Genomic DNA, 25,585 nt, shown 5'->3' on the forward strand with positions numbered 1-25,585 from the left:
TCCGCCGCTCGTCAGCAAAGAAGCAAGCTTCTTTCTGTTACCGCTCGACTTGCATGTGTTAGGCCTGCCGCCAGCGTTCAATCTGAGCCATGATCAAACTCTTCAATTTAAAGTTTTTTGGCTCAATGAATACTGATTACATTCTTTTGCTTAATTAAAAGCTAAGTAATGTTGAATTGACTGTGCTCGAATGATTGCTCATTCAACTTGGTCACTCAGTTCATTGAAATCCAGTTGATTCTTTAGAATCATCTTCGATTGTCATCAACGAGTGCCCACACAGATTGATAGGTTTAAATTGTTAAAGAACTTTGCTTTAAAGGCTTTCCCTCAAAGCGGACGTGCATTTTAGCGAGATAACGGTCAGTGTCAAACACTTTTTCAAATTTATTTCACCAGAGCTTTCGTCCTGACTGACTCTGCGCTGAGGCCTTGTCGGCTCTGCCGTGTCAGTGAGGCGGCGTTATAGAGATCCCCATCACATTGGCAACCCCTTTTTTTATAAAAATACAAAAAAAAGACCTAAGCGCTCAATATACACTCAATGCGATTAAAAAAGAGGCTTTACACATAGATCCCCTCAGTATTTAGCCTTCAAGTTTGCTTTGGTACGCCAGTATTTTCCCGTTACTGACGACCAGTTGTACTTTCTTATCTGGTGTTACCTCTCCGGCCAATATTGATTTGGCCAGAGGATTTTCGACACTGTGTTGAATTGCACGTTTCAGAGGTCTTGCACCATAAACAGGATCAAAACCAACTTCTGCAATAACTTCCAGTGCTTTTTCCGAAACTTCCAGCTCATAGCCGTGTTCCAGCATACGGCTAGCAAGTCTTTTTAGTTGAATTGCCGCAATTGACCGAATGTGTTCTTTACCCAAAGGATGGAATACAACTGTTTCATCAACCCTGTTAAGGAACTCTGGACGGAAATGCTTCGTCACAACTTCCATCACTTCATGTTTGATACCCTGATAATCAAGATGCATGAAGTTTTCCTGAATTCGCGCTGAACCAAGGTTAGACGTCATGATGACCACAGAGTTTCTAAAGTCAACCGTTCTCCCTTGTCCGTCCGTCAGGCGGCCATCATCTAATACCTGCAACAGAATATTGAATACATCCGGGTGTGCTTTTTCTACCTCATCCAGTAGGATGACAGAATATGGCTTACGGCGTACAGCTTCTGTCAGATAACCGCCCTCTTCATAACCCACATAGCCAGGAGGAGCCCCAACCAAACGTGCTACAGAGTGTTTTTCCATAAATTCAGACATATCGATACGCACCATGGCATCTTCACTATCAAACATGAATGTCGCAAGTGTCTTACACAACTCGGTTTTCCCTACGCCGGTCGGACCTAAGAAAAGGAAAGAGCCAATAGGACGGTTAGGATCCGAAAGTCCGGCACGACTACGTCGGATCGCATTAGCGACGACTTCAACAGCTTCTTCTTGCCCGATAACCCGTTTATGAAGAACTTCTTCCATTTTCAGAAGCTTATCTTTTTCAGCTTCCAACATTTTAGAAACCGGTATTCCTGTTTGTTTAGACAGAACTTCTGCAATTTCAGCATCAGTCACCCGATTTTTCAGTAATGTCATTTCGTGCATTTCAGCCTGAGCAGCCAGATCAAGCTGCTTTTCCAGTTCAGGAATCCGGCCATACTGCAGTTCTGACATCCGATTCAGATCACCGGCTCTACGAGCTACATCCATATCCAACCGGGCTTGTTCCAGCTCAGACTTTATATGTTGTGTCCCGGAAAGAGCTGCCTTTTCTGCCTTCCAGACCTCTTCAAGCTCCGCATATTCACGCTCTTTTTCATTCAGTTCATCATTCAGAGCTGTCAGTCTTTTCACGCTTGGATCATCATGATAATTAACCAGAGCCTGTTGCTCGATCTTCAGTTGAATTATCTTACGCTCCAGTCTGTCCATAGATTCGGGCTTAGAATCCATCTGCAGACGAATACTGGATGCCGCTTCATCAATCAGATCGATCGCTTTATCCGGGAGCTGCCGGTCGGAAATATAACGATGTGACAAGCTGGCAGCCGCAACAATAGCCGGATCAGTGATCTCTACATGATGGTGCAGCTCATAACGCTCTTTAAGACCTCGCAGAATAGCAACCGTATCTTCTACTGTCGGCTCATCTACCAATACTTTCTGAAAACGACGTTCCAGAGCTGCGTCTTTTTCAAGATATTGACGATATTCATCCAGCGTTGTTGCTCCTACACAGTGTAATTCACCGCGAGCCAGTGCTGGTTTAAGCATATTACCGGCATCCATAGAGCCTTCACCTTTACCAGCACCAACCATAGTATGTAGCTCGTCAATAAAAAGGATGATATTTCCTTCTTCTTTTGCCAGCTCATTCAACACAGATTTCAGACGTTCTTCAAATTCACCACGATATTTTGCTCCGGCGACCAAAGCTCCCATATCCAGAGACAGTACACGGCGTCCCCTCAAACCCTCTGGCACTTCATTATTGATGATACGCTGTGCCAAGCCTTCAACAATGGCTGTTTTACCAACTCCTGGTTCACCAATAATAACCGGATTATTTTTTGTCCGGCGCTGCAACACCTGAATGGTGCGTCGAATTTCATCATCACGTCCGATAACAGGATCCAGTTTTCCCTGCTCTGCACGCTCAGTCAGATCAATCGTAAATTTTTCCAGAGCTTGACGTTTTTCCTCAGCGTTGGGGTCATCAACCTTTTGCCCCCCCCTCACCTTATCAATTGCTTCAGAAACAGACTCTTTTGTCAGCCCCTGCTCTCTTAATAGATTGCCCAGATCACCTTTATCTTCAATAGCTGCTATCAGGAAAATTTCAGAAGAGATATAAGAATCCTTCCTATGCTGGGCAACTTTATCACACAGATTAAACAGCATCCCCAGATGACTGGATAACTGAACATCACCACCGATACCACTGACTTTCGGCAGACGATCCAGCATTTCAGCCAGTTTCGAGCGCAACTGAACCACATCAATGTTCAACATCGTTAGCAGTGGACGGATGGTACTGCCATCCTGATTCAGCAATGCGACCATTAGATGAACAGGCTCGATATACTGATGATCACGCCCGAGAGCCAAAGACTGAGCATCGGAAATAGCTAACTGAAATTTACTGGTAAATCTGTCTAAACGCATGACAACCTCCGGCGAGATAATTCTGTTAAAAGAAAGATGGTTACTGACCGAAGGATTTTCAAGAGAAAAGTGTGCGGATAAGATCTATTTTTCGATCCAGATAAGAGAAGCCTGACGCCCGGTGATACCTTCACGCCGGTATGAGTAGAAATGCTTAGGATCCGAATAGGTACAAAGGCCACTGTCAACAACGTCTTTAACACCTGCCGCCTTTAATCGCTGCGTTGCTAACAGAAACATATCGGCAAGATACTTACCGTTTCCCTTACTGCGAAAAGCCCATTCAGCAATAGGATCATGACTGGTAAATGCCTCAAATACATCATGCCCGACTTCAAAAGCATTGGCACCTATCGCGGGTCCAAGCCAGGCAAGCACCGGTTTATCAAACTGACGAACGGCGTTTTCAATGATCCCGTTAGCCAGTCCACGCCAACCCGCATGCACAGCCGCTACCTGAGAGCCTTCAATATCAGTGAGTAAAATAGGCAAGCAATCTGCTGTCATTACACAGCAAACCACCTTTGCTGCTGAGGAGATGGCACCATCCGCTTGAACCGGTACATCTTGAGGTGTATCGATCCTTGCGACTACCGTTGAATGCGTTTGATCCAACCATACAGGTGTAGCTGGTAAGCAGTTATATCTTACCAGCATATCCCGGTTGGTTTTGACTACATTAGGATCATCCCCGACATGCATCCCCAGATTCAGGCCATCAAACGGCGGAAGTGATATCCCGCCAACTTTTGTCGTACTGATGGCTTTTATATGCCCGGGAACCTTCCAGCCAGGAACAATGATATCCATATCAGATGTCATCTTCTTTATGCAGCCTAGTGTCTTCACGCAAAGCTTCCGCCATTGCGACCATATCCTCTGGAACAGGAGCATGAAACTCCAGTGGCTCACCGCTGATAGGATGATTAAATCTTAGCATTACAGCGTGCAAAGCCTGGCGGTCAAAACTCCGAATCATTTCTGCCAGTTCATCCGAAGCACCTTTTGGAATCCTAGCTCTGCCACCGTAAGCAATATCGCCTAACAACGGATGCTGAATATAGGACATATGGACTCTGATCTGATGAGTCCGTCCAGTTTCCAGACGCAGACGAATTCTTGTATGTTCGCGAAAATGCTCTGCAACACGATAATGAGTAACAGCAGGTTTCCCCATTTCATTCACAGCCATGAGTGTCCGTTTGGTTGCATGACGACCAATTGGCTTTTCAACCTTACCACCAGCTGTCATTGTACCAATGGCTATTGCTTCATACTCCCGGGTAATATCTCTTTTTTGCAGGGCACGCACCAAGCGAGTCTGAGCCGGAACCGTTTTAGCAACCACCATCAGACCTGTCGTATCTTTATCCAGACGATGAACGATTCCTGCTCTTGGCACTTCTGCAATCGGCGGATAGTGATATAGCAATCCATTTAACACCGTCCCGTCAGGTGTACCCGCACCAGGATGAACCACCAGATCCCGTGGTTTATCAATGACAATAATATCGTCATCTTCATAAACGATATTTAAAGGAACCTCCTGCGCTTCCCAGCGTTCTTCATCTTCCAGCTCAGCCTGAACGGTAATTTCTTCCCCTCCCATGACTCTGGTTCTCGGTTTGGTAATAACCTCACCGTTTACCTGAACTTTGCCATCCAATAGCCACTCTTTTAAACGAGAGCGGGAAAAATCACTGAACAACTCGGCGACAGCCTGATCCAATCGCTGGCCAAGCTGGCTCTCTTTTACTTTATTTGTTAACTCAATCTGTTGGGCCATATCGAACTTTTTTAAAAACAGTGAGACTAATACTCACTTCTATGAAAGAATATGTGGTCGAGCTATTGTATCCGTAACCGTTGAAAAAGTAACGGACGCTCAAAAATTATTTAATCTGAGGAATGAACTCCCGACATGAAATACCGCACTTTATCGAGTTTACTCACCTTATCCATATTGTTTGGCTGTTCCAGTAGCGAAGAGATCGTTCCAGATATTCCTGCTGCCGAACTTTATTCAGAAGCACAGTCATCTCTTCAAAGCGGCAACTGGACAACAGCGATAGAAAAGCTTGAAGCACTGGACTCCCGCTATCCATTCGGGGCTTATTCGGAACAGGTTCAGTTGGATCTGATTTACGCTTACTATAAAAACAACGACATACCTTTAGGGCTGGCAAGTCTGGAACGTTTTCAGCGCCTGAATCCGACACATGAAAAAATGGACTGGGTCTTATATATGCGTGGTCTGAGCTATATGGCTCAGGATACCAGCTTTATGCACCGAGCCTTTAATATGGATCGCTCAGACCGGGATCCGGAACCTGCCCGCTCAGCATTCAGCAATTTCAAGAAACTTTTGCAACGCTATCCGAACAGTGCTTACGCTGCTGATGCTTACAAGAGAATGTTTTCATTAAAAAACAGGCTAGCCGATTATGATCTGGCAACAGCAGACTTCTACTTGCGCCGTGAAGCCTGGATTGCCGCAATTAACCGTTGTCAGCAACTACAAAAAACTTACCCGGATACGACCGCAGCAAGGAAATCACTAAAGATTCAACTTGAAGCTTACCAACAACTGGGACTTCAGGATGCCGTTGAACGAACTCAACAGCAGATTAGACTAAACCCGGACAACTAAGCAGAAAAACACCATAAAAAATGCCGCAAACAAAAGTAAGCGGCATTTTTTATAACTCTGTATACAGATAAGTCTCAGATCACAAAAAGTAAGTGTTTACTATTTACTCAACACTTTATTTCTAGCTGATCAAGCCCCCCTAAAAACAATACATTTCTAGCTTTGACCTTCTTTCAAGGTAGCAAAATACCATCAATCTACAAGCTTTTTTATAATTAATTAAAACAGTTTTTGTAGATGATCACATTTATATTTCAGCCCGATTTATTGTTACCTCAAAGTGATCTCCATCACATTTTTTTATATTCAGTCAGGTAGTCTGAAGTTAACCCATAAGGGATGTAACAGAGGAGAGCATCTATGAGAGTAAGTATCACTGGTAAGAATATTGACACAACCTCTGCAATCCGTACGCACATTGAAGAGAAATTCAAAAAGCTGGAAAAATGGCAGGTAGATATTATCGATTGTCAGGCCGCCATCAGTGAGGAACCAAACCGACAGAAGAAATTCGAAGCAAGTGTAACAATTCCTAAAGGAAAACTGGTAGCCTCAGCAACTCATGAAGACTTGTACGCCGCTATTACAGAAACAGAACAAAAACTGGAGCGTCAACTAAATAAACTGCGTCACAAACCCGGAGCTCGGCGGGCTACCCATCTGGATAAGCCAGAGCTGGATGAAGCCGTTTAACTCATACAGAGAGGATTTAGAAAATAGCGCCAATCGGCGCTATTTTTGTTTGCAAAAAGATCTGCTTGACGCATCCCGCCCCCTTGCTTATTGTGTGATGGTAATTTTACAGGACTAAACCTAATGCAAATGATTTCCCTGTTCCGTTTTGATTTCTTTTTTATCTCCTAATTAACTGGGGGCTGAAACGTTTTAGAAAAATAAATCAAAAACGAACAGAAAGCCTCCCACGGGAGGCTTTTTTAATAAGGATAATTAGATTATGACAGACAGTAACTATTCTCTGGATGAGATTCGTATTCGCCTGAACGAACTGGATGACAACCTGCTACAGCTTCTTTCTGAACGACGGGCACTAAGCATTGAAGTAGCAAAAAGTAAAATAAAGACATCCAAACCGGTTCGGGATGCTGAGCGGGAACAGCAACTGTTAGTCAAACTCATTGAAAATGGTAAACAACGTTACCAACTGGATGCCCAGTACATTACCAAGATTTTCCATACCATTATTGAAGACTCAGTACTGCTTCAACAGGCTTATCTGCAAAATCTCGCTAACCCGGAACTCAGCAGAAAACCATTAGCCAGAGTTGCCTATCTGGGCTCAAAAGGATCTTACTCGCATCTTGCCAGCAGGGAATACTTTGGCCGCAAAAATATGGAACTGGTTGAACTAAACTGTGACAACTTTAAAGAAGTCACAAAGACGGTCGAGTCCGGTCATGCTGATTTTGCTGTTCTACCCATCGAAAATACCAGCTCTGGTTCGATAAATGAAGTTTATGATCTGCTGCAACATACTACGTTATATATCGTGGGAGAGCTGACCCAACATATCGAACACTGCATTCTGGCTAACTCAGATATCCGCCTTGAAGAAATCAAAACGCTTTATTCTCATCCTCAGCCTCACCAGCAATGCAGCGAATTTCTCAGCCGCCTGCAAGGTGTCACGCTAAAAAGTTGTGCCAGTACTGCTGATGCAATGAAAACCGTAAAAGAACTGAACCGTTCCGATGTGGCAGCCATAGGAAATGCATCCAGTGGTAAACTGTACGGACTGCAGTCTATTCAAGGGAATATTGCTAATCAGACAGAAAACTATACCCGCTTTATCGTGGTTGCCCGGAAACCGGTAGAAGTCTCTTCACAGATCCCTGCAAAAACAACATTAATCATGTCAACATCACAGGAAGCCGGTTCCCTGGTACAAGCTCTGCTGGTACTGCAACGTTACGGAATCAATATGACCAAGCTGGAAAACCGCCCTATTATGGGAAATCCGTGGGAAGAGATGTTCTACGTAGATCTGGAAGCCCACCTCACCTCAGACCCCATGCAACAGGCTCTGGCTGAACTGACGAAAATAACTCGCCATCTAAAAGTGTTAGGCTGCTACCCTGTGGATAATGTACAGCCAACTCAGGTAGAAACAGGTACTATTTGATGAAAAAAGTTATTGTTGCCTCTCTGAACCCGGCAAAAATTAAAGCTGTCACCAGTGCATTTCAGGCAGTATTTCCTGAACAAAACTTCATCTTTGAAGGGGTGAGTGTTCCTAGTGAAGTTGCGGATCAGCCCTTATCGGATGAAGAAACTAAACAAGGGGCACTAAATCGGGTCAGAAATGCAAGAAAGGCAATACCTGATGCCATGTTTTATGTCGGTCTGGAAGCCGGCAACGAACACAATGTCACTTTTGCCTGGATGGTAATTGAAGCAGAAAAACGCAGAGGAGAATCCCGTTCTGCCAGCCTGATGCTTCCTCCACATGTGGTGGAAAGTGTACATAGGGGAAAAGAACTGGGTGATGTGATGGATGAAGAATTCGGCACAGATAATATCAAACAAAAAGGCGGTGCCATCGGATTACTGACCAACCACATACTGACACGTAGCTCTGTTTATCATCAGGCGCTGATACTAGCATTAATCCCTTTTACGAACCCGGATCACTTTCCTGAAAATATTTAAGCCAGTGTTTACTCGTTTCCAGACAAGATTCTAAGATGAACATCGAGGTATTGCTGACTGTACAGAAATACCCCACTGTTCATCTCAGACACCTACTTATTCGCACACAGTAAAGCCAGCAGACTCTGTTTTTCTTCCTCCGAATGACTTTTCAGTTCATTCGATCCCCGGGTAATCGTCGCAACACCAACCCCTAACATCTGACTGATCTGACGCTGAGAAATTTCACCTTTCAGCAGTTCGTTCAGAATATTAACCCTAGCAACCAGAGCATCACGTTCATCTGCCGTCATCATCATAGTCAGCAACATTTCATGCTGATCTCTGACTGCCGCATCCTTGACTAATTTCATTAAATGTTGCCAGTCAGAAAACTCCGGAGTTAAATTCTCATTTGTAGAAGACATGCTATGTACTCGTCAGCTATTTATTTCCCGGCATTGTATACTCAAGCCCCCTAGAGATGCGAGTTTCCGTAGCCTTTCCGTCCGTATTTTGCGCACCAGACCCCGCTCAGTATCTGGCTTTCAGTTCATCAGGGTGCAGAAAATCACCCTCCACGCCCATCAAATCCCGGTAGTAGGTTTCAAACATCAGAATATTCTGTACATAACGCCGGGTCTCTTTAAACGGAATAGCTTCAATAAAGGCAAACACGTCTAGTTTATCTGCACTTATTTCCTGCCATTTGTCTACCCGGTGCGGCCCGGCATTATACGCAGCAAAAGCCAGTATGCGGTTATTATCATAACGGGTAAGCAAACTATTCAGATACTTACTTCCGATTTCTATATTTTTCTCTACGTTATACAAGTCATTAGCCCCCTGATAACGAAGTTTGTATTTTCTTGCCGTATACTTTGCCGTGCGAGGCATTACCTGCATAATCCCCCTAGCGCCGACTGGAGAGCGAGCCTGAGCATCCAGCGCGCTTTCCTGCCGTGCCAGTGACATTAGGGTTATCGGATCGACGTTGTGCTTATCCCCGTAGAAATTGAACCACCAGCGATGCGCAACAGGAAAACGAAGTGCGGTATCATCCCACATCTTAGCTTCAATAGTGGCCTTGACCGTCAGATGATGCCATCCTTTCTCAGCTGCATAGAGAGCCATAGCCTTTTTCTCTGGCTCACTGACCATCCAGAGCAGCCAATTCCATTCACGTTTAGCAGCGTGAATCTTATCCAGCTCAATCATCTCCTCAATCCGCTCCAGACTACGGCTATAGGGTTCAAGGATATGAATATCAGCATATGTTTTTCGCGTCTGATAAAACACTGGCCTGTCCAGTGACTTAGCTGCAGCAACACTGTAGAAATTACGTTCACCCAGAATGGACTGTAAGCGCTCTATACCCTTCTGTCTCTCACCCAAAGATAGATCTGCCCGGCCAAGCCAATATTGCCAACACAAATTTTTCTGGCTGTCCAACGGTAAAAGCTGGATCCAATTCCGGGTTCCCGACCAGTCTCCTTCCCTGATCGCCAGACGAATACGTGATTCCAGAGCTGATACCGATCGACTCTTTACCAGAATCTTATCTCGCCAGTCAGCTAGTCCTGTTTCATCAGTATCCATTAAACGTACTGCCAGATATTCAGAGACTTTCTGTGCATGAGTAGCGGAAAACTGCTGGGATTTAAAAACAATATCCAGTAGAGCATGCGCCTGATTAACATCCTTTCTGGCTAGATGCTTCAAAGCAATACCAGACTGCTTACGATTGAATTCTGAAGGTGGGTTGACCTGAGCAAAAACCTCAACATAAGCAGGATGTGCCGACATATATTTCAGCTCTTTTGCCTGATACCGACTTTTCTCGCTCTGAGTCATGCCCGCAAGATAAGAAAGCAGAGCACTGCTGCGATTATCGAACGTCAGCAACATTCTCCGCAGAACCAGCTCATCGGTTCGCAACCCAGCCTGCTCCCAAGCTTCAAATAATGGGTCACAATTGCTGGAGATACTATCGCCTTTCAGCCAGAGTTTCTCTGCACCGGCAAATGCCTTATCAGACTGACCATTTTTTAACTGAGCATAATAATAGCTGCAGCGATACTTCTCCATCTTAGGTTCATCGGTCTGGTAGCGGTAAAAGGTTTCCCAGTGTCCTTTTTTTATCAGAGCATCCAAATAAGCTGCCCGGATATCATTAACAAAAGGAAATGATCGGTGCAGCTCAGTAAACTGGTCCACCTCTTTCGGTGTTCGCTTATCAATATCCAGCAAAAAAGTCCGGTAATCAACATACGGAGTCAACGGATAATCCGCTATTTTCTCACGGATCTCCAGATACTCATCTACTTGCTTATTATCCAAATAACTTTGTGCCTGCTGGTATATAACTCGCTGCTGTGCAAGAGACGCTGGTGCCGCATAGGCACCAGAAGAAAAAGCCAGTAAAGGCCAAACAGCAGAAACAAGTTTTTTCAACTTATGCATCTGTTTAAATCTTCCTGATTCATCTTTCGGGGTAAAAATCACCAAATTTCATACTAGCCTAATACGCAGAGGAAGTCTGACCCAGAAATGAAAAAAATGAGAATATCCGCAAAGAAAGTGAATCAACAACAAATATTTTTTCTGCATCACAGAACCATGGTTAATACACTTTCTGATTTGAAATCGGTAACAGGCCCGATATAAAATACAGTCTAATTTTTATTTGATAGTAGGTTTAATCGGCAATGGCTGAATACGTTTATACCATGTCGCGGGTGAGCAAAATCGTTCCACCCAAGCGTCAAATTCTGAAGGATATCTCTCTTAGCTTCTTCCCCGGTGCAAAAATAGGCGTACTCGGCCTTAACGGTGCAGGTAAATCGACCCTGCTGCGCATTATGGCGGGAATAGACACTGATATAGACGGCGAAGCCCGTCCACAACCGGGGTTAAACGTTGGCTATCTGCCGCAGGAACCCGTTCTAGATGAGTCCAAAACCGTCCGTGAAGTGGTAGAAGAAGCCGTTGCTGACGTTGCTGGAGCATTAAAACGTCTGGATGCCGTCTATGCTGCTTATGCCGAACCTGATGCTGATTTTGACGCACTGGCCAAAGAACAGGGTGAACTGGAAGCCCTGATTCAGACAAAAGACGGGCATAATCTGGATAATGCACTGGAGCGGGCTGCTGACGCACTTCGCCTGCCAGAATGGGACGCTAAAATCGCTAACCTTTCTGGTGGTGAACGCCGTCGTGTTGCTATCTGCCGTCTGCTACTGGAAAAACCGGATATGCTGCTGCTGGATGAACCAACCAACCACCTGGATGCAGAATCCGTCGGCTGGCTGGAACGCTTCCTGGTCGATTACAGTGGTACAGTAGTGGCCATTACCCACGACCGTTACTTCCTGGATAATGCCGCAGGATGGATCCTTGAACTTGACCGGGGTGAAGGTATTCCGTGGCAGGGTAACTACACATCCTGGCTGGAACAGAAAGATGCCCGTCTGAAACAAGAAGCCGCTCAGGAAAAAGCCCGCCAGAAAACAATTGAGAAGGAGCTGGAGTGGGTTCGTCAGAATCCAAAAGGTCGCCAGGCAAAATCTAAAGCACGTATGGCCCGTTTTGAAGAGCTGAACAATACTGAGCATCAAAAACGTAACGAAACTAATGAACTGTTTATCCCACCGGGTGAACGTTTGGGTGACAAGGTTATCGAAGTCAATAATCTGACTAAATCGTTCGGTGATCGCGTTCTGATTGATAACCTCTCATTTAGTATGCCTAAAGGTGCAATTGTCGGTATTATCGGTGCCAACGGGGCAGGTAAGTCAACCCTGTTCAAGATGTTGAGTGGTACTGAGCTACCGGATTCAGGAACGATAGAACTGGGGGATACGGTCAAACTCTCCTCGGTGGATCAGTTCCGTGACAGTATGGATGATAACAAAACCGTATTTCAGGAGATTTCTGAAGGCGCGGATATTATTCGTATTAACAACTTCGAAGTTCCGGCTCGGGCTTATTGCTCACGTTTTAACTTTAAAGGTGTGGATCAACAAAAAGTTATCGGTGAGCTTTCCGGTGGTGAACGTAACCGGGTGCATCTGGCAAAACTGCTGAAAGCGGGCGGGAACGTACTGCTTCTCGATGAACCGACCAATGATCTGGATGTGGAAACCCTGCGGGCACTGGAAGAAGCTCTGCTTGAATTCCCAGGTTGTGCTATGGTCATTTCGCACGACCGCTGGTTCCTTGATCGTATTGCTACGCATATTCTTGATTACCGAGATGAAGGTCAGGTGAACTTCTATGAAGGTAACTATACTGAATATACCGAGTGGCTAAAACAAACGCTTGGGGCTCAGGCAGCAGAACCACATCGTATCAAATACAAGCGTATTGCAAAATAATTTGCTGTATTGATTGAATTAAATGATACTCAAGGCTGCTTTTTAAGCAGCCTTTTCATTTAGTATTATACTCAGTCATACCGATATCACTCATTTGGCTGTTCAGAAAGTATTACATACGGAGATAACCTATGACAGAAAGACGCCGCTTTTCACGCATCCTATATCAGGCTCCGGCAGAGCTGCGCCAGGGAGAGGTTAAATTCAGTTGCGCCATTCAAGATTTATCACTTCACGGTATGCTGCTGACTTCAGCAAAAGACAATCCATTAAACCCGGAATTACCCGCAGATGTCTTTTTTCACCTTCCAGAGAGCGATATTATTATTTCTCTCACCGCCAAAATCATTGATATCTCTCCGACACTCATGCGCACCAGCATTTATAACATTGATATTGACAGCATCAGTCACCTAAAACGGCTGGTTGAACTCAATACTGGTGATGAAGCTCTGCTCTACAGAGAGATGGAACAACTTTCTGAGCTTGGTGATGATGACCCCACTCTATAAAGAAATATTCGGAGCAAGATCAAAGTTACGTTATTTATTTTTACATTTATCAATAGAGCTTTCACTTTAAAACAAAGCTAATCCTCTATTAAATAAATAATTTCATAATTCTCAAAAACAAGACAAGTTTGTAATTGATTTATTTCTCAATAATGAGTATGGCGTTTTATCCACAAAGCAGTACAATTATGCTGGTAAGAGAGTATCTGAGGAGAAGCACCATGAGCTATAACGTCAACCTGAGCCCGGTAGATCAAAAAACCAAAGAAGCTTTTGCACAAGTGTGTGAAGACGCTGGCCTGAGCCCAAAAGAAGCATTGGCTCTGTTTACTAAATCTGTTGCGGCAAGAGGAGATATTCCTTTTGATATTAAAGCAATGATGCTGGCCAATACAATGTTTGGTAATACAGGAAAAGACCCCGCTCTCAAAGGCAATGAAGCAGAGAAAGATCCTAAATATAAAAATCGCTTCTTTAACGAAATGATGGGTATCTGATCCTGCTGAAACCATTCCCGCTCTCCTCGTACAATCAGACACAAAAAAGGGCTCTGTATTAATCAACAGAGCCCTTTTACTGTATCAATAACCTTTTTAGGATGCAGACTTGCCCGAACGAAAGCTGTCCAGAATAATCATGGCAGCCCCGATACAAATCGCTGAATCAGCCAGATTAAATGCCGGCCAGTGATAATTCCCCCAGAATACATCCAGATAGTCCACGACAAAACCATGCACCAGACGGTCAAACAAATTTCCGACAGCACCACCAATAATCAATGAATAAGCGCTGTTATTCCATTTTTCTGTGACCGGAAGCTTACTCATCCAGCGCACCAGCATCAGGCAGACAAATACGGCAATTCCGGTAAAGAACCAACGCTGCCACCCGGCCTGATCGCCAAGAAAGCTAAATGCCGCACCATAATTATGAACATGCAACAGGTTAAAGAAAGGCAGCACCTCGACACGGTGCTCCCAGCCATAACCGATATGATCGAGAACCAAAAATTTGATTCCGATATCAGCCAGAAAGATCAGAGCCGCCAGCCAAAGCCAGCGGATCCCGGAATGCGACACTGCGCTTCTGTTTTCGCTCACGTCTGATTCAGCCATTACGCAAAGCGGCGTTGCTCGCCTTCACCTTCGACATTAGACACACAACGGCCACAAATTTTCTCATGACCAGAAATAGTACCTACGTCGGCCACATGATGCCAGCAACGGTCACATTTCTCAGCTTCAGAGGCTTTCACTGTCACAAACAAACCTTCAATGTCTGTTGCATTAGCTACGTCTGACTTATCTGACAGAGGCTTCACTTCTGCTTTTGAAGTCAACAGCACAAAACGCAATTCATCTTCCAGCTTATTCAGTTTCTCAGCCAAAGTGGTATCAGCATACAAAGTCACTTCTGCCTGAAGTGCACCACCGATAACCTTCTCACTACGTGCAGCTTCCAGCAGTTTATTCACCGCACCACGCACATCCTGAATCTCACTCCAGAATGCATTGTTCAGCTCTTCACCTTCAGCAAGACCAAACAGACCATCGAACCACTCTTCCGTAAATACAAACTTAGCACGTTCACCCGGCATCTCATTCCAGATTTCATCTGCAGTAAATGACATAATAGGTGCCATCCAGCGCACAAGAGCTTCCACGATATAGTACAATGCAGTCTGACAACTACGCTGAGCATGACCACCACGTTTAGCGGTATATTGACGATCTTTAATTACATCCAGATAGAAAGACCCCATCTCGATAGAACAGAACTGCATCAGTCGCTGAGTAACTGCATGGGTATTATATTCATCGTATGCTTTAATGATCTCTTCCTGTGCTGCCAGTGCGCGACCGACAGCCCAACGATCCAACGCCACCATTTCCTCTCTTGGTACCAAATCCGTTTCCGGATTAAATCCGTTCAGGTTAGCTAGGAAGAAACGTGCCGTATTGCGGATACGACGATAAGCATCGGCAGAACGCTTCAGGATTTCATCAGATACTGCCACTTCACCGGTGTAATCCGTTGACGATACCCAAAGACGCAGAATGTCAGCGCCAAGCTTGTTAGTTACATCTTTCGGAGCAACTACGTTACCGATAGACTTGGACATTTTACGTCCCTGACCATCCACAACAAAGCCGTGAGTCAATACTTGCTTATAAGGTGCTTCACCTTTCATTGCGATGGAAGAAATCAATGAAGACTGGAACCAACCCCGGTGCTGGTCTGAACCCTCCAGATACATATCAGCACTGTTGCCGTTAAACTCCTCACGACTATCCACGACAGCGTAGTGAGTCACACCAGAGTCAAACCATACATCCAGAGTATCCAATACCTTTTCATAATTCTGAGCGTCTTCTTCACTCATTAGCTCTGCAGGGTCGATGTCCCACCAGGCCTGGATGCCTTTTTCTTCTACCAGATTAGCAACTTTTTCAATCAACTCAGGACTATTCGGATGCAACTCAGACGTTTCTTTATGTACAAACAGCGCAATAGGTACACCCCAGGTGCGCTGACGGGAAATGCACCACTCAGGACGACCTTCGATCATACCTTCAATACGGCTCTGACCCCAGTCAGGCATCCACTGAACACCTTTGATAGCTTCCAATGCTTGCTTACGCAAACCTGCCTGATCCATAGAAACAAACCACTGAGGTGTGGCACGGAAAATAATAGGAGTCTTATGACGCCAGCAGTGTGGATAACTGTGCTCATAAGCATGGTGATGCAGTAAAGCACCGCGTTCTTTCAATACCTCAAGTACTGAATCGTTCGCTTTAAATACATGCTGACCGGCAAACAGTTCAGTATCCGGCAGAAAAACACCGTTAGAACCCACAGGGTTAGCGACTTCAAGACCATACTGCTGACCAACAGCAAAGTCTTCCTGACCATGACCTGGAGCAGTGTGTACGACACCTGTACCAGAATCTGTTGTGACATGATCACCAAGAATTGCCGGAACATCAAAAGCATAGAATGGGTGTTTAAAGCGGATCAGCTCCAGATCCGCACCTTTACAGAAGCCAAGATTATGGAAATGTTCGATTCCGACACGATCCATCACATCTTTTGCCAGTTCAGAAGCAACTATCAGGCGTTCTTTCTTCTCACCTTCAAGCTGAATCAGTACATATTCAAGATCAGCGCGTACAGCTACTGCCCGGTTTGCCGGCAGTGTCCAAGGGGTTGTGGTCCAAATAACAATGGATACTTCCCCTTCGCCGTGATGTTCTCCTGCCAGAGTAAATTTCTTCAGCAGAGCTGCTTCATCTACTGCCGCAAACCTTACGTCAATTGACGGAGAAATTTTGTCTTTATACTCAACTTCGGCTTCAGCCAGCGCAGAACCACAGTCCGTACACCAGTGAACCGGTTTAAATCCTTTATGCAGATGCCCTTGATCAGCAATTTTACCCAGAGCACGAATAATATTAGCTTCAGTCGCAAAATCCATGGTGCGATATGGCTTATCCCATTCACCAAGAATTCCCAAACGCTTAAAGCTTTCTTTCTGGCCTTCAACCTGTCCGGCAGCATATTCACGGCACTTCTCGCGAAATTCTGCGGCAGTGACTTTTTGTCCCGGCTTACCGACTTTCTTTTCTACCATCAGTTCAATAGGCAGACCATGACAGTCCCAGCCAGGAATATAAGGTGCGTCATAACCGGAAAGTGTTTTGGATTTGATAATAATGTCTTTAAGAATCTTGTTCAGTGCGTGACCAATGTGAATATCACCATTGGCATATGGAGGGCCATCGTGCAGTACGAAAGATTTTTTGCCTTTCTTCGCTTTACGGATCTCTCCATAAAGATCTTCTTTGTACCAACGCTTCAGCATATCCGGCTCACGATTAGCCAGATTACCACGCATCGGAAACCCTGTTTCAGGTAAGTTCAGGGTATCTTTGTAGTCTGTCATTGATTCTTAATTCCGTTATATTGGGCGAAAGTTAGACATTATACCAAGTGGAGGAACAGCCACTCAGCGCTTGAGCTGATGCAGCCACACCCTTGCCGCCTCAGCATCCAATTCAATTTGTTGTTTCAGCATTTCGAACGATTCGAAACGTTTTTCATCACGCAGTTTTTTCAGCAGAGCGACTTCAAGCTGTCGACCATACAGGTCAGCTTTAAAGTCAAACAGATGCACTTCCAGTTGTTGACGAATACCATTCACTGTTGGCCTCTGTCCGATATTAGCAACACCACCAAAAGGACCATTTTCCAGACCATGCACCTGCACAACATAAACACCAGATACCGGCGATACACATCGCTTCAGGGGAATATTGGCTGTAGGAAAACCAATAGTCCGACCCAGCTTACGACCATGCGATACACGGCCATTGATACTGTAAGTTCGTCCCAGCATCCTTTCCGCTTCCCCCAGTTCGTCTGCAGCCAGAGCCTCCCGGATAGCAGTACTGCTAACCCTTTGCTCCCGCACACAAAAACTATGGGTACTCACGACTTCAAAACCGTACTTATCACCCGCTTCTTTGAGCATGGTAAAATTGCCGACCCGGTTCCTGCCGAAACAGAAATCGTCACCGACAACCAGAAACTTAACACCCAGACGATCGACCAGCAAGTCTCGAATAAAATCATGAGCCGATATATCAGCAAAATGCCGGTTAAAGTTGATACACAATAGACGATCTATCTGTAATTTACGCAACTGAACATACTTATCCCGTAACCGGGTCAGACGTGCAGGCGCTTTATCTCCGGCAAACAACTCCAGCGGCTGTGGCTCGAAAGTTAAGGCAACCGAGGGGAAACCCATCACCTGTGCTTTTTCTGCAACTTGTTTTAACACCTGCTGATGCCCAAGATGCACACCATCGAAATTGCCTATCGTCAGAACGCATCCATAGTGCTTTGGCTTTATATTGTGAATACCACGAATCAGTTCCATTTGAACCAGCTATGAACTCAACTCTGTTTATTATGCTTAGTGTGAAACCGACGGATTATATACCAGTGGCCGTTTTGCTTCCAATATTTGTTCCGTGCCTCTCAACCAAGCCATCTATAACAAAATATCTGTTTATTCATGCCGTCTTACACTCCATACTCAAGTAACTTCAAGATGGTTAGGTATATTAATCCGCCTTTAAATGGTGCAGCCGTACACCTAAAGCAGTGGCCGTCGCAATATAGACCAGCCCGGCAAAACCGATCAACAGCGCCAGCATCATGGCTCGCTCTGTCAGACTCCAGGCAAGCCAGACCGGCATGGCTTCCAGTTGCCATAAAATAGCCGCCACCATAACGCTTCCGGCAATAAGTAACCGCATTACAAATCCCAGAGTCTGCCTGCTGATACGATACACATTCGCCAGATGCAAACCGCGATATAACAGCCCCATATTGACTAAAGCAGACAAAGCTGTCGCCATTGCCAATCCGATATAACCATAGAAAAATGCCAGAATAGCGTTAAACACCATATTGGATACCATCGCAATGATGCCGTATCGCACCGGTGTTTTGGTATCCTGACGTGAGTAATAACCGGGAGCCAGTACTTTGATCAACATAAAGCAGAGTAACCCGGATGCGTAAGCCAGCAGCGATAATGAAGCCTGCTGAACATCAGACGGAGTAAACTCTCCACGCATAAACAGCACCATCATCATTGGCTTCGCCAGGACCATCAGACCGAGCATAGCTGGAAGGCCTAGCAATACGACCATACGAATCCCCCAGTCCATGGTGCTGGAAAAACCCTCACTATGAGCATCCACATGTTTTCGGGAAAGAGCGGGCAAAATTACCGTCGCGATAGCAATACCGAACAGTCCCAGAGGAAACTCCAGTAACCGATCAGAGTAGTACAGCCAGCTTATCGAACCAGTCTGTAAAAAGCTGGCAATAAAGGTATCGAATAGGAGATTAATCTGACTGACTGAAACACCAAACAGAGCAGGGATCATCAAAGTTCGGATCTTCACCACACCTGGATCTCGCCATCCCCATTTAGGCCAGACCAGCATTCCTTCCCTGAGCAGAAACGGAATTTGAAACAGGAACTGAACCAGCCCACCAAGAAACACCCCGATAGCCAAACCAATTTCAGGCTGAGTTAGGTTTGGAGCAATAAACAGAGCTGAGGCAATAATCATGATATTAAGGAATACGGGGGTAAAAGACGACACTGCAAACTTACCCAGAGTATTCAAAATAGCACCGGACAACGCCACAAAAGTAATGAACCACAGGTAAGGAAACGTAATTTTCAGCATCAGACTGGCCAGCTCAAACTTTGGGGCTGCCGGTCCGTCATTCAGCCAGTCAATAAACCAGCCAGCGCCGAATAATGCAGTGACCACGCCTGAACCGACAATACCAAATAGAGTCACAATACTGACCAAACCACCCAAAGTACCGGATACTCGAGCAATAAGCTCCCGGGTTTTGTCTCTGTCACCGGACGATTCGTATTCGGTTAACACAGGCACAAATGCCTGAGAAAATGCTCCTTCAGCAAACAGACGACGTAAAAAATTAGGGATCTTGTTGGCAAAGAAAAAGACATCCGCACTAGCCCCGGCTCCCATCAGATTTGCGACGACAACATCTCTGATCAAGCCAAGTACACGAGAGATAAAAGTCATCATGCTTACAATCAAGCCGGACTTTAACAATTTTTTACTCACAAACACCTCATCCATAATGAGCAGGAGATCCATGCCGGAACAAAACAAAAAACGCAACCGCATGATATTAAAGTTAAAAATAAAAACCAATGACAGATAAAATTAATTTACATCTGTCATGTTCCGACAGCAGTCTAGTAACCTGCCGGTTAACCTGCAATAAGGAACACTTATTTAATGGCATTGGCAGAAAAATGCTGATAGAATCCCCGCCATCTTAACCGCGTTAACCTGACTATTCCAAAATTTGTGTGGATTAGATGGGTTTTTGCACAAATCATTTGACATTTCGGCGATAAAGAGGCATATTCCTCCGCCTTAAATTGTCACCGAACTAAAGTTTTTGGGAGTTAGACCCTTGGCAAACAGTAAATCTGCTAAGAAGCGCGCTATCCAAGCTGAAAAACGTCGTCAGCACAATGCTAGCCGTCGTTCTATGATGCGCACTTACATGAAGAAAACTATCGCAGCTATCAACGCTGGCGATAAAGAAGCTGCAACTGCTGCATTCGCTGTAGTTACACCTATCCTTGACCGTATGGCGACTAAAGGCCTTATTCACAAGAATAAAGCTGCTCGTCATAAGTCTCGCTTCTCTGCTGCAATTAAAGCTCTGTAATCAGAACCTTAAAGCAAGAGAAAAAAACCGGCTTACGCCGGTTTTTTTATATCTTTTTTTGCCGGAAACACATGAGTCCCTCCGGCATGTATCTATCTATACCGCTATACCGAACAGTACAAACTGTGCAACAAATGAATCATCTGCTTAACTTCATCACTTCTCAGTGAATAATATACTGTCTGAGCTTCCTTACGGGTATTCACCAGTCCGTCCCGTCTCAGCCAGGCCAGATGCTGTGACAAAGCAGACTGACTCAGATCCAGTCTGGCGCACAATTCTCCGACAGAAAGCTCCTGCTCATGAAGCAGACAAAGGATTTGCAATCTCCTCTCATTTGCCATGGCCTTTAACAGGGCTACCGCCTGAGCAGAATTCTGCTCCATATCCTGTAGGTTCATTTTTACCTCCACTGGGTCACTACACCGGGTTGAGCAATGCCATATTACTCCTGCAAATTAATCTTCGGATGTTAATACATTCATAAAGCGTATAAAAGTATTCACCACCGTTTATCTTTCACTTTTGTGTTAACAGAAACGAAAATCAATCGAATAGATGACTAAAATCCGTATCACAGACGTTTTTTACTGCCGGGTGCTGGATCATTCTTTCAGCAAAAATTACGTAGTACTCTTCTTTCAAATCTCTGACCTCACCAACCAATTGCAACTGAAATTCATCACCCACTTCTGACAAATAGAAATGCGGAGCCAGAAATATCGCATCACTGTTATAACGGGCAAAAGCCTTCATCAGTGCAACATCATCAAATTCTCCCAGAATATTCGGTTGGATTCCCTGCTGCTCAAACCACTGAGAAACTTTCCTCCCCATAGAAGTACGGCTACCGGGAACCAACAACTTTCTCTGTTCCAGAATAGCAGGAAAGTCTGGTGTATCGACGCATCCGGCACAAAAAAAACTCAGCGTACATTCTCCGAGTTTTTTACTGTACAAACCGGGACTCTGGCTGGAATCTACCGGACAATCAGACAGAATCATATCCAGCTTGTGCTGAGAAAGCTGCTCAATTAATAACTCGTGGGTAGATTCAAAACAACGCAGATGGATACGATTGTCTTCAGGCACAATACTGGTAAGCACTTTACTGACCAGATGTTTGGATAACGCATCAGAAACCCCGACATCAAACAGAAGATTGGATCGCTGACTGTAATTAACAATATCCAGCATTTCATAACTGAGGCCAAACATACGATCAGCATACTTAAAAATAAGCTGTCCCAATTCCGTTGGCTCAATATTTCTGCCATTACGTTTGGTTAATTTTCCTTTAACCCGGTCTTCCAATGCCTTTATCTGCCCGGTAACCGTTTGAGGGGTCAGAAAAAGAGCCTCTGCAGCTTTAGTAACGGAACCCTGTTTACACACCATCCAGAAATAATAAAGATGATTATAATTAAGGTGTGACATCAGTAAATACTCCAGAAAACGTTCTTACCATTTTCAATCATACCACCAATACACACAAACACATAAAAAAACAACTCAATAACCACAAAACACTCGGAAATACCGAATCTTCAAAATTACAATATGACAGTTATGTCATCTTTTTCAATAAAAAAGAACAGCTCAAATGAAATAACAGTGAAAACCTCACACCCAATGAAAATACAAAACTCTTTTAAATCAAAATATTAAAAAATAAAAAATACCACACAAACGGTTTCCCACTCAAAAACCACCCAGATCTCACTTTTACAAAAGTGTCATATAACTGAAATATTTAGTCTCTAGTATCGCCGTCAGGTTAATCAACTGACCACCACAATAAAGGTCACGGAGAAAACATTATGATGAACCAGGCAACGACTGCAACAACACAGCCGGTAAACAGTGCCTCACGTTCACTACGCTGGATCAATCTGGCTTTCATGCTTTACCTGTTGCTACTGGCCGTATCAATGGTTGGCAGCGGCTTTAAGCTGGCAGCCGGAGAACAGGCAAAAATTCTGTTTGAGTTCGCATCTCATCCTGTCGCGGGACTGATGATAGGTCTGGTTGCAACCGCGCTTATCCAGTCTTCCAGTACAGTAACGTCTATCATTGTAGGACTGGTTGCTGGCGGACTTCCTGTTGAAACCGCTATTCCAATGGTGATGGGAGCCAATATAGGCACAACCGTTACCAATACACTGGTCAGTCTTGGCCATATGCGCTGTAAAAATGAATTCAAACGTGCATTTGCCAGTGCCACCATTCACGACTTTTTTAACCTTCTGGCTGTAGCCATTTTTCTACCACTGGAAATGATGTTTGGACTGCTGGAAAAAATATCCCACTGGCTGGTTTCCCCAATGCTGGCAACCGGTGATATGAGCATTAAAAGCTTTAACTTTGTTAAACCAATAACCAAACCCGTCATCAGCGCTCTGAAAGGGCCTCTCAGTCAGTTTAGCGATGGTGCTAGTGGTGCCGTACTGATTATTCTTGGTATTGCAACTATCTTTGTAGCAATCACCGTAATGGGTAAGCTGATGAAAAGCCTCATGGTCGGCCGGGCACGGGATATCCTGAAACATGCCATTGGACGGGGGCCACTGCACGGTATTTTATCTGGCTCTATCGTTACTGTACTGGTTCAGTCTTCATCTACAACAACCAGCCTGATGGTACCACTGGTTGGTACAGGCGTTCTCAAGGTTCGGGATGTTTATCCATTCACTCTGGGAGCTAATATCGGTACCTGTATTACAGCTCTGCTGGCTGCAACCGCTGTTACCGGTGAATTTGCTGCTTTTGCTCTTCAGATCGCTCTGGTTCACCTTACATTTAACATTATGGCGACCATACTGATTTTCGGTATACCATTCCTGAGAGAACTACCACTAAAAGGTGCGGATCTTATCTCAGACCTTGCAATGAAGAATAAAGCCATTGTCGCTGCCTACCTGCTTTGTGTTTTTATCATCATGCCGGGAACCATTTTGGCACTGACTGTGTAATGTTCGGACAAAGCAAAAAATATCTCTTTAAGCCTGTCAGGTTTACCTGCAGGCTTTTTTGATCCCAGCTTATGTGATTGATAAATGAAACCAGATCATAAAAATGATACGATTGGCCGCAATTAAACTAACCATCAGATCAGATTTATGAAACAGTACTTAGAGTTATGCCAGCGAATCGTGGATGAGGGAGTTTGGATTGATAATAAGCGTACAGGAAAAAAATGCCTGACTGTTATCAATGCCGACCTGACCTACAATGTAGCAAACAGCGAATTCCCTCTGGTCACCACCAGAAAGAGCTTCTGGAAATCAGCGATTGCAGAAATCATTGGCTATATCCGTGGCTATGATAATGCCGCGGATTTCAGAAAACTGGGAACAAAAACCTGGGATGCCAATGCAAACGACAATGCCGACTGGCTGGCTAATCCTTATCGTAAAGGAACGGATGACTGTGGTTTTATCTATGGCAAAGTAGGACGAAACTTTCCGAAACCAGACGGAGGTAGTATCGACCTGCTACGGCAGATTGTCGATGACTTGTCTGAAGGTATCGACAACAGGGGGGAAATTTTCACGTTCTATCACCCCGGTGCATTTCATATGGGCTGTCTGCGCCCTTGTATGTACAGCCATCATTTTTCCCTGTTGGGTGACACCCTGTATCTGAACAGTACCCAGAGAAGTTGTGATGTCCCGCTAGGGCTAAACTTTAATATGGTTCAGGTCTATTTCTTTTTGGCTATCATGGCACAAATCACTGGAAAGAAAGCAGGGCAAGCTTACCATAAGATAGTAAACGCTCACATCTATGAAGACCAACTGGATCTGATGCAAAATGTACAGTTAAAAAGATCCCCCCTTCCGTCACCCAAACTGGTTATTAATCCAGAGATTAAGACGCTGGAAGATTTGGAAACCTGGGTAACGTTGGATGACTTTGAGGTTGAAGATTATCAGCACCACGAAGCCATCAGATATCCGTTTTCTGTTTGATCGCGCAGAGATCAGCTAATATTTCACTGCCGCGGACAAATACAACTGTATGAGCATCATGATTCAAAGCTTTTCCCAATCACCTGAAGAGCTATTATCCCATTATTTCAACGCTCCTATGAATATTGGACGGGTGTATTTTGCCGGTAATCTGCCGGAACCTCCGGAATTATCATATCAGGTTCACTTTCAGCGTCTGGAAATGGTGGTTGAAGGAGAAGTAGAGATGGAAGTGGGTAACGATATTGGTATCGAAACCCGCCATGTTCTTACACAAGGGGATTCTCTTTATATTCCGGCAAACTGCTGGAATAAGCCACTATGGAACAAGCCGGTGACTATGCTTAATGTGCTGGTAGGCAAACAAAGTTTTGGGATCAGCATACTGCACTGGAACGGAGAGCAGTTTGAAACCCCTCAGAAAACCAGCACTCAACGCCGGGGGCCCCGGACAGGGACGTTTATTTTACAGTCTCTGGAAGAACTCCGCTGGCATGAAGATGATCAATACACAATAAAACTGCTGATAGCATCGTTGTTCAGCCATATCAAAGATCTAATCACTAATCCCCCTGAAACCCCTTCCCGTAGTAAGGCGCTGTTTGAAGCTGTACGGGATTACATTGAGCAGAACTATCATGAACCATTGACCAGGGAATCAGTTGCACAACATTTTTATGTTTCCCCCAATTACCTGTCACAACTGTTTCAGAAAGAAGGCCGAATGAAGTTCAACGAACATCTCAACCACATACGTCTGGAACGCGCAAAATATCTGCTCAAAGAATATGATATGAAAGTAAAAGAAGTCGCACACAGATGTGGCTTCAGTGACAGTAATTATTTTTGCCGGGTATTCAGAAACCAGACAGCCCGCTCACCATCAGAATATCGTACTCACTATCGTAGCCATAGCTTTCTGATGAAAGACAACGGATAGAAAAGG

Annotated in this window: 22 protein-coding genes, 1 rRNA gene and 1 other annotated feature; of the genes, 11 read left to right on the forward strand and 12 right to left on the reverse strand. The window is 44.7% G+C overall.

Annotated features, from left to right (window positions below; translation table 11 throughout):
- The 4 genes from CSW98_RS16610 to rluD all read right to left on the reverse strand — a co-directional run.
- A 16S ribosomal RNA gene (locus CSW98_RS16610) occupies positions 1-109 on the reverse strand; the annotation flags it as partial.
- Between the two features lie 478 nt (positions 110-587).
- Positions 588-3,176, reverse strand: coding sequence for an ATP-dependent chaperone ClpB (gene clpB, locus CSW98_RS16615; RefSeq protein WP_100801600.1), 2,589 nt, complete (start codon positions 3,174-3,176; stop codon positions 588-590).
- 84 nt (positions 3,177-3,260) lie between these two features.
- Positions 3,261-3,986 (reverse strand): peptidoglycan editing factor PgeF, encoded by a 726-nt coding sequence (gene pgeF / locus CSW98_RS16620; RefSeq protein ID WP_100801640.1) that lies wholly within the window; start codon positions 3,984-3,986, stop codon positions 3,261-3,263.
- Between the two features lies 1 nt (position 3,987).
- Positions 3,988-4,962, reverse strand: a complete 975-nt coding sequence (gene rluD, locus CSW98_RS16625) for a 23S rRNA pseudouridine(1911/1915/1917) synthase RluD (protein ID WP_100801601.1) — start codon at positions 4,960-4,962, stop codon at positions 3,988-3,990.
- Between the two features lie 135 nt (positions 4,963-5,097).
- On the opposite strand from rluD, the gene bamD reads away from it, so the two are divergent.
- From bamD to yjjX, 4 genes are all read left to right on the forward strand, one after another.
- Positions 5,098-5,826, forward strand: a complete 729-nt coding sequence (gene bamD / locus CSW98_RS16630; protein WP_100801602.1) for an outer membrane protein assembly factor BamD — start codon at positions 5,098-5,100, stop codon at positions 5,824-5,826.
- A 360-nt stretch (positions 5,827-6,186) separates the two neighbouring features.
- Positions 6,187-6,519: a ribosome hibernation-promoting factor, HPF/YfiA family gene (gene hpf / locus CSW98_RS16635; RefSeq protein ID WP_100801603.1), complete on the forward strand. Its 333-nt coding sequence runs from the start codon at positions 6,187-6,189 to the stop codon at positions 6,517-6,519.
- A 125-nt stretch (positions 6,520-6,644) separates the two neighbouring features.
- Positions 6,645-6,766 (forward strand) — a sequence feature (Phe leader region).
- Positions 6,767-6,781: 15 nt separating this feature from the next.
- On the forward strand, positions 6,782-7,966 hold the full coding sequence (gene pheA / locus CSW98_RS16640; protein WP_100801604.1) for a prephenate dehydratase: 1,185 nt from the start codon (positions 6,782-6,784) through the stop codon (positions 7,964-7,966).
- Complete coding sequence (gene yjjX / locus CSW98_RS16645; protein WP_100801605.1) at positions 7,966-8,493, forward strand: inosine/xanthosine triphosphatase; 528 nt, start codon at positions 7,966-7,968, stop codon at positions 8,491-8,493. The genes pheA and yjjX overlap by 1 nt, the downstream gene beginning before the upstream one ends.
- A 92-nt stretch (positions 8,494-8,585) precedes the next feature.
- Here the strand turns inward: yjjX and trpR are convergent, their stop codons facing one another.
- Entirely contained in the window at positions 8,586-8,900 is a 315-nt protein-coding gene (gene trpR, locus CSW98_RS16650; RefSeq protein WP_100801606.1) for a trp operon repressor, read from the reverse strand.
- A gap of 106 nt (positions 8,901-9,006) precedes the next feature.
- On the reverse strand, positions 9,007-10,935 hold the full coding sequence (locus tag CSW98_RS16655) for a transglycosylase SLT domain-containing protein (RefSeq protein ID WP_100801607.1): 1,929 nt from the start codon (positions 10,933-10,935) through the stop codon (positions 9,007-9,009).
- A gap of 245 nt (positions 10,936-11,180) precedes the next feature.
- Here CSW98_RS16655 and ettA point away from each other — a divergent pair, with 245 nt between their 5' ends.
- From ettA to CSW98_RS16670, 3 genes are all read left to right on the forward strand, one after another.
- Positions 11,181-12,848, forward strand: a complete 1,668-nt coding sequence (gene ettA, locus CSW98_RS16660; protein WP_100801608.1) for an energy-dependent translational throttle protein EttA — start codon at positions 11,181-11,183, stop codon at positions 12,846-12,848.
- Positions 12,849-12,979: 131 nt separating this feature from the next.
- Positions 12,980-13,360: a PilZ domain-containing protein gene (locus CSW98_RS16665; protein WP_100801609.1), complete on the forward strand. Its 381-nt coding sequence runs from the start codon at positions 12,980-12,982 to the stop codon at positions 13,358-13,360.
- Positions 13,361-13,581: 221 nt separating this feature from the next.
- Positions 13,582-13,857: a type II toxin-antitoxin system RelB/DinJ family antitoxin gene (locus CSW98_RS16670; protein ID WP_157810403.1), complete on the forward strand. Its 276-nt coding sequence runs from the start codon at positions 13,582-13,584 to the stop codon at positions 13,855-13,857.
- 96 nt (positions 13,858-13,953) lie between these two features.
- Here the strand turns inward: CSW98_RS16670 and lspA are convergent, their stop codons facing one another.
- The 4 genes from lspA to murJ all read right to left on the reverse strand — a co-directional run bounded on the left by lspA (position 13,954) and on the right by murJ (position 20,049).
- The gene (lspA, locus tag CSW98_RS16675) at positions 13,954-14,460 is read right to left on the reverse strand and encodes a signal peptidase II (RefSeq protein ID WP_232733546.1); all 507 of its coding nucleotides are present in this window, start codon (positions 14,458-14,460) and stop codon (positions 13,954-13,956) included.
- A gap of 14 nt (positions 14,461-14,474) precedes the next feature.
- Positions 14,475-17,306, reverse strand: a complete 2,832-nt coding sequence (gene ileS, locus CSW98_RS16680) for an isoleucine--tRNA ligase (protein ID WP_100801612.1) — start codon at positions 17,304-17,306, stop codon at positions 14,475-14,477.
- Positions 17,307-17,369: 63 nt separating this feature from the next.
- Positions 17,370-18,305 (reverse strand): bifunctional riboflavin kinase/FAD synthetase, encoded by a 936-nt coding sequence (gene ribF / locus CSW98_RS16685; protein ID WP_100801613.1) that lies wholly within the window; start codon positions 18,303-18,305, stop codon positions 17,370-17,372.
- A gap of 187 nt (positions 18,306-18,492) precedes the next feature.
- Positions 18,493-20,049: a murein biosynthesis integral membrane protein MurJ gene (gene murJ, locus CSW98_RS16690; RefSeq protein ID WP_100801641.1), complete on the reverse strand. Its 1,557-nt coding sequence runs from the start codon at positions 20,047-20,049 to the stop codon at positions 18,493-18,495.
- Between the two features lie 358 nt (positions 20,050-20,407).
- Between murJ and rpsT the strand changes: the two genes are divergently transcribed.
- Positions 20,408-20,668, forward strand: a complete 261-nt coding sequence (rpsT, locus tag CSW98_RS16695; RefSeq protein WP_100801614.1) for a 30S ribosomal protein S20 — start codon at positions 20,408-20,410, stop codon at positions 20,666-20,668.
- Between the two features lie 104 nt (positions 20,669-20,772).
- On the opposite strand, the gene CSW98_RS16700 is transcribed toward rpsT, so the two are convergent.
- The gene (locus CSW98_RS16700; RefSeq protein ID WP_100801615.1) at positions 20,773-21,069 is read right to left on the reverse strand and encodes an ArsR/SmtB family transcription factor; all 297 of its coding nucleotides are present in this window, start codon (positions 21,067-21,069) and stop codon (positions 20,773-20,775) included.
- A gap of 145 nt (positions 21,070-21,214) precedes the next feature.
- A complete protein-coding gene (gene nhaR, locus CSW98_RS16705) occupies positions 21,215-22,105 on the reverse strand; it encodes a transcriptional activator NhaR (protein WP_100801616.1) in 891 nt (296 codons plus the stop codon).
- Positions 22,106-22,491: 386 nt separating this feature from the next.
- Here nhaR and CSW98_RS16710 point away from each other — a divergent pair, with 386 nt between their 5' ends.
- From CSW98_RS16710 to CSW98_RS16720, 3 genes are all read left to right on the forward strand, one after another.
- The gene (locus CSW98_RS16710; protein ID WP_198517361.1) at positions 22,492-23,640 is read left to right on the forward strand and encodes a Na/Pi symporter; all 1,149 of its coding nucleotides are present in this window, start codon (positions 22,492-22,494) and stop codon (positions 23,638-23,640) included.
- Between the two features lie 147 nt (positions 23,641-23,787).
- On the forward strand, positions 23,788-24,639 hold the full coding sequence (locus CSW98_RS16715; protein ID WP_100801618.1) for a thymidylate synthase: 852 nt from the start codon (positions 23,788-23,790) through the stop codon (positions 24,637-24,639).
- A 49-nt stretch (positions 24,640-24,688) separates the two neighbouring features.
- Positions 24,689-25,579 carry a helix-turn-helix domain-containing protein gene (locus tag CSW98_RS16720; RefSeq protein WP_232733547.1) on the forward strand — a complete coding sequence of 297 codons (891 nt, stop codon included), beginning with the start codon at positions 24,689-24,691 and terminating at the stop codon, positions 25,577-25,579.
- Positions 25,580-25,585: the final 6 nt, after the last annotated feature.

Origin of the sequence: Vibrio sp. HA2012, from assembly GCF_002812955.1 — a bacterium.
Classification (GTDB): domain Bacteria; phylum Pseudomonadota; class Gammaproteobacteria; order Enterobacterales; family Vibrionaceae; genus Vibrio.